Origin of the sequence: Bradyrhizobium niftali (genome assembly GCF_004571025.1) — a bacterium.
In the GTDB taxonomy this organism is placed as follows: Bacteria; Pseudomonadota; Alphaproteobacteria; order Rhizobiales; family Xanthobacteraceae; genus Bradyrhizobium; species Bradyrhizobium niftali.
In genome coordinates this window covers 26,290-40,127 of the sequence record NZ_SPQT01000025.1, presented here as the reverse complement: position 1 = coordinate 40,127, position 13,838 = coordinate 26,290, and the positions used below count along the sequence as shown (strand labels likewise).

General features: G+C 56.2%; 12 protein-coding genes. 2 read left to right on the top strand and 10 right to left on the bottom strand.

What is annotated here, in order from left to right; all coding sequences use genetic code 11:
* Positions 1-23 precede the first annotated feature (23 nt).
* Positions 24-1,283 carry a hypothetical protein gene (locus tag E4K65_RS33495; RefSeq protein ID WP_135177765.1) on the bottom strand — a complete coding sequence of 420 codons (1,260 nt, stop codon included), beginning with the start codon at positions 1,281-1,283 and terminating at the stop codon, positions 24-26.
* Positions 1,284-1,375: 92 nt separating this feature from the next.
* Entirely contained in the window at positions 1,376-2,545 is a 1,170-nt protein-coding gene (locus E4K65_RS33490; RefSeq protein WP_135177764.1) for a glycosyltransferase, read from the bottom strand.
* Positions 2,546-2,745: 200 nt separating this feature from the next.
* On the opposite strand from E4K65_RS33490, the gene E4K65_RS33485 reads away from it, so the two are divergent.
* Positions 2,746-3,567, top strand: coding sequence for a glycosyltransferase family 25 protein (locus E4K65_RS33485; RefSeq protein WP_135177763.1), 822 nt, complete (start codon positions 2,746-2,748; stop codon positions 3,565-3,567).
* Positions 3,568-3,570: 3 nt separating this feature from the next.
* On the opposite strand, the gene E4K65_RS33480 is transcribed toward E4K65_RS33485, so the two are convergent.
* Positions 3,571-4,380: a glycosyltransferase family 25 protein gene (locus tag E4K65_RS33480; RefSeq protein WP_167771358.1), complete on the bottom strand. Its 810-nt coding sequence runs from the start codon at positions 4,378-4,380 to the stop codon at positions 3,571-3,573.
* Positions 4,377-4,667: a hypothetical protein gene (locus E4K65_RS47745; protein WP_167771357.1), complete on the bottom strand. Its 291-nt coding sequence runs from the start codon at positions 4,665-4,667 to the stop codon at positions 4,377-4,379. The genes E4K65_RS33480 and E4K65_RS47745 overlap by 4 nt, the downstream gene beginning before the upstream one ends.
* Positions 4,668-4,694: 27 nt before the next feature.
* Between E4K65_RS47745 and E4K65_RS33475 the strand changes: the two genes are divergently transcribed.
* A complete protein-coding gene (locus E4K65_RS33475) occupies positions 4,695-6,041 on the top strand; it encodes a glycoside hydrolase family 16 protein (RefSeq protein ID WP_135177761.1) in 1,347 nt (448 codons plus the stop codon).
* A 72-nt stretch (positions 6,042-6,113) separates the two neighbouring features.
* Here the strand turns inward: E4K65_RS33475 and E4K65_RS33470 are convergent, their stop codons facing one another.
* The 6 genes from E4K65_RS33470 to E4K65_RS33445 all read right to left on the bottom strand — a co-directional run bounded on the left by E4K65_RS33470 (position 6,114) and on the right by E4K65_RS33445 (position 13,752).
* A complete protein-coding gene (locus E4K65_RS33470) occupies positions 6,114-6,797 on the bottom strand; it encodes a class I SAM-dependent methyltransferase (RefSeq protein ID WP_135177760.1) in 684 nt (227 codons plus the stop codon).
* Between the two features lie 130 nt (positions 6,798-6,927).
* Positions 6,928-9,042 (bottom strand): acyltransferase family protein, encoded by a 2,115-nt coding sequence (locus E4K65_RS33465; RefSeq protein WP_135177759.1) that lies wholly within the window; start codon positions 9,040-9,042, stop codon positions 6,928-6,930.
* 30 nt (positions 9,043-9,072) lie between these two features.
* Positions 9,073-9,918: a glycosyltransferase gene (locus E4K65_RS33460; protein ID WP_167771356.1), complete on the bottom strand. Its 846-nt coding sequence runs from the start codon at positions 9,916-9,918 to the stop codon at positions 9,073-9,075.
* Between the two features lie 127 nt (positions 9,919-10,045).
* Positions 10,046-11,497: a lipopolysaccharide biosynthesis protein gene (locus E4K65_RS33455; RefSeq protein ID WP_167771355.1), complete on the bottom strand. Its 1,452-nt coding sequence runs from the start codon at positions 11,495-11,497 to the stop codon at positions 10,046-10,048.
* A 361-nt stretch (positions 11,498-11,858) separates the two neighbouring features.
* Positions 11,859-12,569: a class I SAM-dependent methyltransferase gene (locus E4K65_RS33450; protein WP_135177756.1), complete on the bottom strand. Its 711-nt coding sequence runs from the start codon at positions 12,567-12,569 to the stop codon at positions 11,859-11,861.
* Positions 12,570-12,585: 16 nt separating this feature from the next.
* Positions 12,586-13,752: a glycosyltransferase gene (locus E4K65_RS33445; RefSeq protein WP_135177755.1), complete on the bottom strand. Its 1,167-nt coding sequence runs from the start codon at positions 13,750-13,752 to the stop codon at positions 12,586-12,588.
* Between the last annotated feature and the right edge of the window lie 86 nt (positions 13,753-13,838).

Here is a 13,838-nt window from a genome sequence, read left to right as displayed (position 1 = left end):
GTGGGATATCGGCACAAGGGGCGTCATGGCCTGGACAGCCGACGTGCGTTCGGCACGAGGGTCAGAAGCCAGATCAAGAGACAGTAATTTGGCTTGAGCAGAAACGAAAAGCCAATCCAACTCACCAGAAAAAAGTGGCAAGCCTCGACCCTCAGGGAACTCGAATACAGCCGGATCGTGACCAGCGTCAGCAGCAGAACAAATCCAAGCAGGCCGTATTCGTAAGTTACCTTGGCCCAGGTCGGATCGGCCACTTCATAGGTAAATCGGGCCAGCGAGAGGTCCCGGAAGAAGCTGCCGGCGCCCTTGCCGAGCCACGTGTTCAATATCCCGCCGTCGAGGCTGTTTTGTACCATCTCCATTGGGGCCACAAATCGGGCATAAGCGCTCGTTCCGGACTTTCCAAACTCAGACAGGCGGTCAAACCACGGGGCGAGAAACGGGAGCTCCAGATTGTAGAGAATGACGAGCAATAGCACCGCGCCGACTGCAGTGACGATGAAGGCAGGAATGCGATTCGCCGTTTTGGGCAGTAGCAAACCGGCGAACACTGCGATCAATCCTGAGCCGGAGAATGAGCACAGCAAGCCTGCCGCAAGCAGACCCAATACGATCGATCTCTTTCTGGTACGATATTCGATGAGGAGGGCGAGCCCCGTTACAAGCGACAGATCGGCCGCTTCACGAAGAAAGAACCCGTTGGCTTTTACGATGCCTCCTTCTTCACGGAAGAAAGTATAGAAGCCGGCGCCGCGCAATGCTTGGGGTAATACAAAGTAAATGTTCGCGAGTGCCTTGAGGTGAAGGCCATTGACCAGCGCGATTTGCACAACGGCCGTTGCTGCGATCGAGGACGCTACCAAGACATAGGCGTTCAGCGTGTAATCCTGAACAGGTTCAAGTCCGGGGCGGCATTTGAAACGGAAGCACAATGGTAGGTAGAGGACGGTCAGAAGCAGAAGCGAGCTCCAGGACGTGCCGGAAGTTGCGAAGGGAATACGAAACGCGGCGAGCGCGATCACGCTTATGAACACAAACAGGGAAGGAACGCTCGGCGCGGCGTATCCGGAGGCTAACAGGTAGGCTGTCAACAGAGCGTAACAGACCAAGTCGCATGCGAGCGGAAATTCTCCGATGTTGTAAGCAATTTGGCCAAGGAAGAGGACGGAGAAAATCGAGATCGAGACCAGGCGCTTTCCGGTCGAGTTCAGTTCGAAATCCGACTGAAGTTCCGAGATCGGGCCCGACGCCGAGTCCATGGTGCTGGCGGTGGTTGAACTCATCTAGCGTCCGTCGACAGTCTGCGGGCCTCGAAGCCCATCCATTTGGAGCGGCCCCGCTGCGACTTGCCGGCGAAGATACAATGCCGTTCCCCTCACAGAAAGACCTTCGAAAGATAACGGGTTCCGGCTTCCAGGCCGAACCGGGCGGAAAGCAACTCGAATAGTGAATCCTGGTTTCGATTGAGCGTGGCAAGGTCATCGATGTTGCGAATGATGGTCTCGGCGAGGCTGTCCAAGCCGTCGGCAGGGAACATTGCTAATTGTTCCGTGACGGTGGTGCCGGCCAGCGCATTGCGTAAACCGAATATCGGCAGCCGCTGGAACGCATAGTCCAAAACTTTGAGTTTGAACCCGCCGCCAAGCAAATCCGGCACCAGCCCCCCGCGGCAGGAGGCGACAAATGGCGAAACATCGTCGACACGTCCATGGAACGACAAATGCGGGCGGAAGCTGGTGAAACGATCGCGAAAATGCTGCGGGACTGTGCCGACGACGTTGAGGGTAACTCCATTCTGTTGAAGAGCCGGTAGCAGGCTTTCCACGATTAGCTCTAGGTTCCTTTGCTTGGCGCCCCACTCAAAAGAGCCCAGGAGGAGCAATGAGCGAGGGCAGTCGGATTGGATCTGACGGGCAGGGCAGACAGAGCCAAGATAGACCGGTGGAACAATGTGGACCTGCCTCGAGAACCGCTCGAAGTAGGATGCATCCTCGGCAGAGATACACGTGACAGCATCTGCAGTTTGCAGAATCATGTTCTCCAATCTGCGATATTTTTCGGCATCCAGCCGCATGAGTGTCCGGCGCAGCGGGTTGTTGAAGCTGCTAGCGATCCGCGGCCGGATGGCCCCCTCGGCGTTATGCGAGATATAGCAGATCGATGCGCGTTTGCGGTTTTGCAGAATTGCGGAGAGCGGCCCTGCGGAATAGGCGTGATCGATCACGATCCAATCCCAATTTTGCTGCAGTAGTTTTGCCAGAGACCGACTTAGTTCGGGCGTACTCAGATTGAACGCATCTCGCGGAAGGGGCGAAAGCAGACTCCGGAGGCCTGACGAGCGGGTGGGGGGAACGTCGACACAAGTGGTGTTTGGCAGGCTCAGGATATGGTCGCCCACCGGCTCGTCAGTCCTGCGGGTCCCAACCAGAGTGATTGCTGCTTCATTGGTCTGCGCCAACGCTTTCAACAGGCCCGCAGAGTAGAGCGCGTCGCCGGTGAATAACGGTGTAGGCAATCGTCCGCAGATCCAAAGGATGTTCTTCATTGCTCAACCGTAAGGGATTAGCCGTCGAGGCTCCATTGTCCAATATAGATTAGGGCACGGTCATGTCAGCGGCAAGATTTCGAGATTTGCTGAGCCCGCTCTTGGCAACTGGCTGCCTGACCTCTAACTAGCACTCGCCGCATGCTTGGTCTACAGTTCGACCGTCGCACGATTAAGACCCCTGCGTTTTCGGAAGCACGATGGCAAACGAGACCAATATTCCGATTTTCATCATTAATCTAACGCGTGACATGGAGCGTTGGGAGACTATCCGGAACTTTATGGTTCGGGCTGGGCTGCCCTATTGCCGATTTTCGGCAATCGACGGAAAACGCAAATTGTCGTTGATCCGCTCCGTCATCAGAAGGGATTTCATTAATACGAAGATCGGGCGTCCGCTTACTACTGGCGAGATCTGTTGCACGCTGTCCCATATGGGTATTTTGCGTCGGATGGTGCGACAAAACATCGATCGGGCAGTCATCCTGGAAGATGATGCCGAGTTTGCGGACAGCTTTCTGGAGTTCTATCGCACTGAGCTGCCGCATTATCTGGCGCGTTGCGACGTAGTTAAGCTGGAAGGCATTTTCTATGATCACACCTCCCGCACCGGCCCGGTCATATCCAGTGGGAAGTTTACAAAACTCATTGTGCCTTTGAATCCTACGCTTGGTTCGGCCGGATACGCGGTCAACCTGCGTGGCGCGAAAGCATTGTTAAGCCGCCTTTCCATCCTCGATTGGCCGACCGATCACCTTTTGGTTGGCTATGAAGGATACAATGCTACGTTTGGAGAGATCCGGCCCTTGTTGGTTCAGCAAGCGTCCGTTGTCAGCAACATCGAGATCGATCGCCGAAAAGAGTGGAACCAATCCAAGGCTGACACGTCAATGATCAATAGGTTGCGTCGGCGGGCAGGCTGGCTGGGGCGTGCGTTGCACAGGCCAATCGTCATGGCGCGCAATGTCCTGATTGCCAAAGTTGGTCGAGGCTTTCGGCGTACGCCCGCGCGAGCTTTGTGATTGTCAGGCGAGAGACTCTCGCCTCGGCGTGCGCAGCCGGCGCTTGATCAGGAATTTTGCAATGTAGGCAAACCGCAGCGCGGCACGGCTCGGTGCCTTGAGTTTATTCTGCAGTCGCCGAAGCCGCCGGGAGGCATCAACGTCCAGATCGAATACCTTGCGTTCGTGCTCGAGATTGCTGGTGTAGTCGGCTTGCCGCGCAAGAAAGGGTTCCGTCTCCGCGTAATCGATCCAATGGCGATCATAATATGCGAGCTTATGATCAAAGGGTCGGTCAGCGACAGAGAATGCCTTGAGCAAGGCGATGGCGCCCTCTTTGGTTACGGCATAGGCCGCAGCGCCGAGGGTTGGTTTCACGCGAATAACGAGCTCGCTGGTAACGCCTTGCGCAATCAGGAAGCCGGATTTCGATGTGTGGGGGTAATGAATGCCTTCAAATTTGACGATATCGCTTACCGCCAGGAATTTCGGCAGATCATTCTGGTAGAACTGTCGAAACTGGCTGTCGAAAACGACATCATCCTCGAAGATCATCGCGGCCGGGAGATTCTGCCGCACGACGCGCTTCAATGCGGAGATGTGAGAGAGGTAGCAACCGATCTCGGCATCGGTGAGATTACGATTTTCAGACGGATAGACGAACTCGCGATGAACGATGCGGCGAATGAGGTTGATCTTTGTGCGGGCGTCGACGGCGCGGACCTTCTGATAGGCGATACCGAGCCCGCCGAGGGCGCCCGAGAGGCTTCGCCATCGAACAATGTCGCGATCAAGATTGATAATGAGCGCGGGTGGGGCAAATCCGGTCGTCACGGGTTTCCTCGCCAATCTGCAGCAAGCCTAGCGGGTAGCTGATGGAACGAGCGATGGCAACTATGTTCCGCCGTTGCCAGCCTCGCTTCGTCAACACGGACGAGAAGCATCGTTAAGGCAGCCTCTATCGCTTTGGGATGGTTGACGACCGCAATCATGGAAGGACCCGCAAAATGTAGAATATTCGCCTCACTGACGTCGACATCCCGGGCAACCTGAACGCCCGCCCGGAAGCTGTCAATGCGTAGCATGATCTGGACATCGATGGCGCCCTGATCGTAATTCACGCCGGATTTGAGAAAGGTATCTCAGGGATGATGACTCCCGGAATTCGTAAGTCAGCGCTGCTGGCGCTGCTGTTTGTTGGTGCGGTGTTGCCCACAAAGGCGGCATGGTCTGCCGGTTGGGAGCTCGTGTTTTCGGACGACTTCAACGGCGACAAGCTTGACCGGACGAAATGGGCCACTCGCTATATCTATAACAACGAAACGATGGACCATTTTAAAGACGAGAACCAGCGCTATCGCGACAATCACGTCGTCTCCGGCGGTGTGCTCAGCCTGGTGGCCAAAAAGACGGAGGGAACGAACCTCTTCGAGTCCGCGATGATCCGAAGCCATCGGACCTTCTATTATGGTTACTATGAGGCGCGGGTGTTTCTGCCGAACGCGAAGGGCGTGTTTCCGGCCTTCTGGCTCGAGGCCGACTACGACCTCGACGGCAAGACTTGGCATCCGCCCGAGGCGGACATTTTCGAGTTCGTGATCAACGGGGTCGAGGATAAGGCAAACTCGCTGCATTCCAACGTAATCGGTCCGTTCAACGAAAAGCAGTATACTTACGTCGACAGGAATTTCCTGGCCAAGTTTCAGAATCTGTACGCGAGCGAGGATCTCAATCTTGGCTGGCACACCGCGGGCTATCTCTGGGCTCCCGACAAGGTCTCGCTGTTCTGGGATGGCAAGCTGATCTACACCCGCAACTATCAATGGCTGCGCAAGGATGGCCAGCTCGGGCCGCCCGCACATGTTGACCTCAATTTCGCCGTCGGCGGCAGCGAATGGGCGGGCCGGCATGGGATCGATGAGGCCGCATTTCCGCAGGCCTTCAAGATTGACTATGTCCGCGTCTGCCAGTTCACCGAGTCCGACAAAGGGGCGCGCCAATGCGGGCCGAGTGAAGTCACGCCCGACCCCAAGCAATTCGGTTATTCGACGACGATCAACGACATGCCGAAGCCGACTTTCCTGAAGGTCGGCAACGTCGCCGGCAAGCCGGTCAGTGCCGGTGCGGCATCTCTGGGTGCCTCCCAGTCGGTCACCGTGGAAATCCCGATCAGGCTGCCCGAGGGATATCCGTCGAACAGGACGCTTCAGGCCTCTCTTGTTGACCAGGCGAACGGGACGGCCGCGGCAACAGCGAATGCGAAACTGGAGCCGGCATCTTTGAAGAAGCGATCCGACGGCGCCAATATCGTGGAACTCTCGCTGCCCGCAGTCACGCGTACCGGATCCTTCACTCTGACGGCGAAGCTGATATCAGAGGTGAGCGGCGACAAGGGGGCCAGGCAGGTGCTGCCGAGCCCGGTGGCCTGCAGCACCGACATTGTGCAGCCCGAGAAGGCGCTGTCGTGCCGCCTGCTGTCGCTCCAGGTGCGCTGATCGCGAGTATGCCGATCCCCAGGCCGTTCATTGAAGTGCGAGCGGACGGCCGAGACGACGAAAGCCTAGGGATCAGCTGGTGCGCCGCATCTTGCCGACATAGATGCCCGGCTGGTTTGGAACGTAGGGCAGTTTTGATAGAATAGCGGCGTGCAGATTGTGATCCTCGGGCGTGCCGAACAATTCTTCGTGCACTGGCTCGAATTCAGGAGAAAATGCGCGGAGCTGATCGCGCGTAATGGTGATGGGCTCGGCCGGCGTTGGCGGATGATCGAGTTCGACGCTTAGGAGAAAGAGCCCACCCGGCTTCGTCACGCGCTTGATCTCGGCGACAGTGCCTTCAAAATCATCGACATGATCGAGCGCATTGAGACACGTCACAATGTCGAAATGCACGTTCGGGAAGGGAATTTTATGCGAAGGCGCCGCACAATATTCCATCTTGTGCCGATCGATTCCGAGCCTGCGATAGTCGGGCACAAGCGGGTCGAGCCCGACGCGCTGGGCCGCTACGTCTGCCCATTCCAGGCTGCCCCGGGGGCCGCATCCGACGTCGAGAATGCGCTTTCCCGAATAGACACTGCGATCAAGCTCAAAAGCGGACGTGTAGAGCGGCTCGTAATGCGTGTTTGATAGGAACTGATTTTCCGCGGAATGGCGCTCGCGCCAGTACTTCAATTCGGCACGCCGCTTCATCATGGAGGGCAAGATGGTTTGCAACAGCGGCCCGATCAGGCTTCTCGCGGAGTTGGGCATCGACGTCACCTCCCAATGACAAGGATATCTGATCGGTATGACCGAAAAATGTCCTTCAGGCGGCCGCCTCGCACAATTCGATTGGTCTCTCAAACCGCGATAGCGCGCGCCGTCTTTCACTGCGACTAGTCTAGGTCTCCTTGAGAGCCGATTGAAGCTCTCTTGCAAGGATTGCCTCTAGTCGAAGTGTAAAATCCACGGTCAAATGATTGGCATCTCGATAGACGACGGTTCCATCACGAATTGCGGGGCATCTATTGCCAGTGCAAATCTCCGGTGTAAGGTCCACAAACTTGGTATTGGCGAATATTGATGCCACTCGTTGCTCGGAGTTGGTGACGGCATTGATCACCGCGACCTCTCTGTCTCTGCCGCATCCGTCCAAAGAGAGCCCTCGCCACTCGGCGCGAGCCAGGCAAATACCAACGGGAAGGTACGGCGTCGGATTATCTCGGAGCAGTAGCATAGCCGAATGTGCCGCCTGGAGACTGAGGAAAGTCTGATACAGACCGGCTTCCCAGGCGTCCAGTTCGACAGCATTCGGCCCAAGATTGGTGAGATCGCCCTTGATATAACCGCTCGAGAACTGTGAAACGATGATCAGGTCCGGTCGATCAGCCACGATTTGGTCGATTGTCTCTCGGCGCCACGCCCGACACTCTGGCGAAAAACGCCTCAATCGCATGTTAAAGACAGCAATATCAGACGCCGAGCAGGAAGACTTCAGGTACGTGATCAGCCTCCACTGCTTTCGTTCGGCTATTCTGGCCAAGGCGGTGGTCCATTGGTCGGCGTGCGAGTCGCCAAACAGAACGATGGTGCGCATGTAGTTGGAAGGACCAAACACGCACCGTACCGGTTTGGCGACCGTGAAAGCCGCAAGGCAGCCGTTTTCGGTAGAGATGGAATATTTGAACGTGCTCGCCTGTATCGCCATCTGCTCCGGACGATTAACAAACTTGGCTTCTAAAAAAAGTCCCACTCCTGCAACTAGTCCAATTATCGTTAGCGCAGACCCGACCGCGGCCGATCTGATCGAACTCTGTACGAGCCACGAGTTTGACCTTACCGGATGTTCAAGCCAGACGAAGCTCACCGCTGAGAGCGTCACTGTCAGGATGAAATAGGCGAGAGTCGTTGCCGCTGTTGTTCCGAACATCGCTGAGCCAAGCACCAGAATGGGCCAGTGCCAGAGATACATCGCGTAGGATCGGGTGCCGGCGAACTGAAACATCCGCTGTTTCAACAACAGATTCGGACCAGCACCGTTCTTGCCGGTCATCAGCACGGCCGCTGTCGCAACCACCGGAGCAGCGGCACAATACCCCGGAAACGCCGAAAACTCGTCAAGTAGAAAGCAGGACAAGATCAGCGCAATCAATGCAATCCAACCGACTACAGCGGCAGATCTGGTGTATGTCGCCCATTTGGAGAATGGAAAGAGTGAGGCAAGTGCACCCAGACCGAATTCCCAAGCTCGAGCTGGTGACAAATAGAAGGCCCAGGCCTGCTTCCTGTACGTCAGATAAATGCATAAGACGAAAGATAGTGAGGTTATAAGGACAAGTCCGAATTGCAGGGTGCGCCCCTTAGCCCGCGACAACACCAATAGAAGCGCCGGCCACACGAAATAGAATTGTTCTTCCACCGAGAGCGACCAGGTGTGGAGAAACGGATTTAAGGAACTCTCCGGACCAAAGTAGTTTAGTGCTTGCGAGAGCAAGAACAGATTGGTCGCAAACACGGATGAAGCCGCAGCCGATTTGGCAATTTCCTTCTGTTCGAGAGGCGACAGGACAAAATAGCCGACGATCAAGGTCGCCACGGTCACGAGCAGCGCGGCAGGCAACAGGCGTCTCGCTCTTCGTCCGTAGAACGCGACAAAGTCTATCGCTCCGGTTCTGTTGAGTTCTCGCAACAACAGCTGAGAAATCAGGTAGCCGGAGATCACGAAGAAGGCGTCGACGCCGACAAACCCGCCTGTCAGCCATGGCACACCATAGTGGAAGCCGATGACGGATAGCACGGCGATGGCTCGGAGGCCCTCAATGTCTGGCCGAAAATCAGCGGTGGCCTTGTTCTGTTTCGAGGCAGTCTCCGATGACGAATTGAGCATGTCTGGCAAGGCCCGTCTTGTTTGGGGGAACGATCCAGATGCCGCGCATCCGCCAGCCGATATCTGTTCGGCTTCATGATCAAGAGAGCCGCTGAGAATGCAAGCCTGCTCTTGCGTTTTTACAGACATCTCGGAACCAACTGTCCTCGAAGAGGTTTTTCAGGACCAGAGCATTCGCTTCGATAGAGTTGCCCAGCCGCGCGGCCAAAATCCCAGGGCCGCAAAGCGAACGAAGTCCTTCGGTGTCGGCCTGATCCCATAGAATGAGGAAAAAACCTGCAACATCAGTTGCTGTCGCGCCTTGGCGTTGTCTTGGAAGTGAAGGTTTGAGACCAGCTCATATGCCGTCCTCACCTTGTCCTGCTTGGTCGAGATTCGATTCCGACTAGGCGTGACGTCGAAGCGGTAGAGGGGCATGTCCAGCAGGCGGGCCGGTCCGAATTGTTTGACAATTCTGATGAAGAACTCGAAGTCCTGCCAGGCGGGCAGCTTCTCGTTGAAGAGTCCCGCCTCCCGGAAAATGGTGGTCGGGGCAAAGACCTGATTTCCGATATGGTTTGCTTTGACGAGATCGGCGAGTTCTACGGTTCCCTGCTTCTTCGTGACGAATAGCTCCCTGCCGCCACTGAGGATGAAGTCCTGCGTATAGAGGCAGGAAATGAGCACGTTGTGCCGCGCGTACGCGGCCCAGCAATCGTGGAGCGCGCCTAATCTTTGCGGTTCGAAAGTGTCGTCGTCGTCCAGGCCTGTGATGAACTCCCCCGTCGCTTCCAGGATGGCACGGTTTCGCGCACCCGGTGCACCGCGAGGGCTGTCGTTGCGCAAGGCGCGGACCCTCTTGTCGTCGCGCGTAATCGACTCCAGAAACGAGGCCGTGCCGTCTGTCGAAGCGTCATCGACGACGATGAGTTCGAGATCGGTGAATTGCTGCCCAAGAACCGATTTGACGGCTGATGCCAGCAGGTCAACTCGATTGTGGGTCGGAATGTAAACGGAAATGGTCAATGTTGTCACCGGGCGAAATTGGCGCGCACACCGCGCTTCGCTGACGGCTTCATTACCACTAGGCGGGGCGCTTGGTAAATTGAGCACGCCAGATCTTGCTTGTACATCAACGGAAGTCTTTCCCTCTTCATGACGGCTTGGGCCTTAGCATACGTAATCCACGCCAGAGGAGCTCACGCTTGGTTCCGAACAGCAGAATGACGCAGAGATATACAAGGTACGAAACGCCAAAAAGGGCGACCATCTGGAGAGGGGTGATCGCCGCCACCGTGAAGCGAATGGTTTCCAGCACCGCGGCGGCTCCCAGGGTGGCAAGGACATGTGGAATGGCGAGGTTGATCAGATCCTTGCAGCTGACCGGGCCGCGTCGTCCCGCTGCGATCCATATCAGAGGGACTAACGCGATGTAGTTCGCAATGGTATATGACGCAGCTACGCCGACGGCCCCCCAGGGGAGTCCGATGACGAACGAGGCGACGGTCATAATTGCGCTATAGGTACCAAGCCTGAAGAGATCAGCGCCACGTCCCTGGCTGAGGAAGAGCCAGCCTGTCGTGGACGACATCACTTGATGCAGACCTGCTATTCCCAGCCACTGGAAAATCGGGGCGGCAGGCATCCATTGCTCGCCGAACAAAAGTTCGAGCAACTGTGGTGCGCATATCACGGCGCAGAGGATACCAGGTTGGGCCGTGAGCATGATCAGCGAGACCGCCTCGGCGTACGTGCTGCGGTATCTAGTCGCGTCGGATCGGATTCGTGACATCAGCGGCACGAGCACCTGGCCAATGGGGCCATTGAGCTGCCCGATGGGAAACAGGAGCAGCCGATATGCCCGGTCGTAGAGGCCAAGTTGATCGCTCCCAAGGAAACGCCCGATCAAGATTTTGTCCGCGTTACGCGACAAGTAGTTCACTAGGTTGAATCCGGAGACATGCCAGCCGAAGCGGAGCATCTGCATGGTACTCGAATCGAAATGGGGTAGGCCCGGTCGGTACCTCGCCGACAACCAGACGCCTGCCGCAGAGGCGATGGTGCCGGCAGCGGCTGATGCATACAGGGCCCAATAGCTTTGCCACAACAGCGCCCAGGTCACGCCAATGCCGAAGGTAATCGTGGCGCTGACGATGTCGACTACGGCCAGCAGGTTGAAATGCGAATCCCTGTTGAGGATAGCTGTCGGGACGGCCTGTGGTCCACTGATCAAAACCAGCAACGCGAATGCGACCGTGACCAGCTCAACTCGAGGTTCGTCGAAAAAGCTGGCAAGCAAGGGAGCGCTGGCTCCCAGGGCGACAGCAAACCCGGCCGACGCCAGAATGGAGACCCAGAACAAGGAGTTGAGCTGGCTGGGGCTGGTGGTGCTGCGCTGGATGATCGCCTGACTGATCCCCAGGTCCTTGACGAGACTGATCAGGGCGGTGGTCGTCGCGACCATAGCGAGAATGCCGAAATCCGATGGCTTCAAAAGACGGGTTGTGACGACCGTGAGAAGAAAGCCGGTAACGAACCGCCAAGCCTGCGCAATGCCAGTGACGACAATGTTTTTGGCGGCGCGCGATTTGCTGTTGGTGTCCACCTTCGAGCCACTACTTTCTTGAGCGATATAGCGCCTGTTTAGCCTTTCGCGCGAATTCGGCCATGGGGCCAGAGAGCTCGACTGCGATACCGAACGGAACGCGAATTAGGCAGCTAATTCCAGTAGCCTATTTCGAGAAATTCTCCGAGATCATGGCTGGGGATGCATTCGAAAGGCGGTAACGACGCAAACGCCCTCCCGCACAATCGAGCCGGTATCGAGAGGTCGAGCCGGTATCGAGAGGTAATGTGACTCCAATAAGTAAGCCGTCGACCGAGACGCGCGTTCCAGCTGCGCGCACGGCGCCAGCGGGTTGCATCGGATCGTCGCCGATCGCATTGGCGTTCAAGCTAGACCTCGCTTAAGACTTTTGAAAAAAGTAAAAGTCGGCCCACGAGGTTTCATGGGGGATTGCTGGATCCTCGGGAAAAGGATTTTCGATCTTGGAGATTAATTTCCAAGCCGGGGCCTTTTGCGCCATCCAATCGGTAAAGACTCTGTGTCGGACGTGTTTGTCCGGCGATTGTCTGGGAGTATTGCTGCTATAGATGCAGATGTACCTTTCGGCCGCTGTGATAAGGCGCATCATGTATTGGTCATACACTGAATCCTCAACGAGGTGGTATATGACGTCAAGCGACATCGCAAGCTCGGCGCGAATTGCATCAGCTTCAGGGCTTGACGCCAGGACAAATCGCTTGGACGGATCTTTTCTAAATCGATCCTGGCAGAGCTGGACGGCTCGCGCGGAAACGTCAACCCCAGTGTAGGAGGGATAGTGGGCTTGTTCGAGCTGCGCGCCATCTCCTGAGCCGAACTCGATAACGGTTTTGACTTCGTTATCTGCAACAAACTTATTGATGACGACAGCTTTGAAGTCCGCAAGTCGGCCGTACGAACCGGCGCCAGAGTTGCCTCCGAGCTTGTACCGATCTTCCCAATATTGGCTGGAAGATGAGAACTGTGGACTCGCTGCGCCCGGGACAATGGCCCGGTAAACGGATTTGGCAATCGGACCTATGACCGGAAGTTGAGCGATTACCTGTCGGATGTTCTGGAGATTGGTTGTCACGATTTATCCTTTGGCATCATTGCGGCGAAACAGCGTGGGCATCGTACAGTTCTTCGAGAAGTCTCGCGCGATAGGACAGATTGAATTCCTCGGAAACGAATATGGGGCCCTGTTCGGCCATTCGCTGCAAGACATTGTCCTCCTTCAAGAGACTGGTTAACCGTGCAGCTAGCGCTCGGACATCGCGTTCTGGAAAGGCATGCCCGGTCACACCGTCCAGGACTCCCTCGGCTGCACCGCCGCGCGCAGAAGTTACGACGGGGACGCCCGATGCCTGAGCCTCCAATAGCACGAGACCGAAGCCCTCAGCATCCCCGTTTTCGGCCGTTACGCTTGGAAGGCTCAACAGGCGAGCCGCGTGAAGTTCCCGCTTAACATAATCGGCCGCCTGCGCTCCACGAAACTCCACGTGAGTACCTAATGTCTGCGCTAGCCGCTCGAGATGTGGGCGAAGCGGCCCGTCACCGACTACGATTAGGCGAGCAGTCGGTATCGCCTTCTGCACCGAGGCCATCGCCTCAATTAAGTATTGACAGCCCTTTTTTTCGACAAGTCTGCCGACAAAGACGACGTTTGGCGGTCGTTGCGTGATTGGAATCGGGCCCGGTGTATATGTATTGACGTCAATACCAATGTAGTGGACCGCAACTTTCTCTGCCGGAATGCCATATTCGATAGCCCGCCCACGAATGGCGTCCGAAACTGCAATGAATCTCACGCGTGGCTGCGCAGAAAGTTCCAGCAGCCGCCTAGGGTAGGATTGCATTTTCGATCCGCCGCTTCCGGCTTCCCACCACTCTCTATACGTATTTATGTCATAGCCATGTAATGTCACGAGCATGGGTATGCTTAACGCCTTAGCAATCGGCCACGCATCCAATGCATCAGGTCCGAAATGAGCATGGATTAACGAGGGTTGCTCCACCTGCAGAGCGCGCTTGATATAAGGTGGCACTGTGCCGAAGAGCTTGTTTGCTTTCCACAACAGTCTGCTCTGAAGACTCCGATTTTGCGGCTCGACAATCCGAACGTCTAGATCCTCCAACGCCAATTGCTTCAACTTTCGGCAGCCAACCAGCACAGCTCGCCATTCAGTGAGAGCGAGAATCTGCTCTTTGATAAAGGTCTCGGAAATGGGCAGGAGCTCATTTCGATAGATAAGCACGGTTTTCCTGGTCGGCATGTGCGATCAACAAGGCGAGATGAGTGTCGCGCGAACTTTCGGCGCCAACTTCGATGAGAGGAATGCCACTCGCCAATTGTAGATAG

Bases quoted from the DNA above. Each gene is read 5' to 3' on its own strand.
- E4K65_RS33495 (WP_135177765.1), bottom strand. From the start codon at position 1,283: ATGAGTTCAACCACCGCCAGCACCATGGACTCGGCGTCGGGCCCGATC.
- E4K65_RS33490 (WP_135177764.1), bottom strand. From the start codon at position 2,545: ATGAAGAACATCCTTTGGATCTGCGGACGATTGCCTACACCGTTATTC.
- E4K65_RS33485 (WP_135177763.1), top strand. From the start codon at position 2,746: ATGGCAAACGAGACCAATATTCCGATTTTCATCATTAATCTAACGCGT.
- E4K65_RS33475 (WP_135177761.1), top strand. From the start codon at position 4,695: ATGATGACTCCCGGAATTCGTAAGTCAGCGCTGCTGGCGCTGCTGTTT.
- E4K65_RS33470 (WP_135177760.1), bottom strand. From the start codon at position 6,797: ATGCCCAACTCCGCGAGAAGCCTGATCGGGCCGCTGTTGCAAACCATC.
- E4K65_RS33465 (WP_135177759.1), bottom strand. From the start codon at position 9,042: ATGTCTGTAAAAACGCAAGAGCAGGCTTGCATTCTCAGCGGCTCTCTT.
- E4K65_RS33445 (WP_135177755.1), bottom strand. From the start codon at position 13,752: ATGCCGACCAGGAAAACCGTGCTTATCTATCGAAATGAGCTCCTGCCC.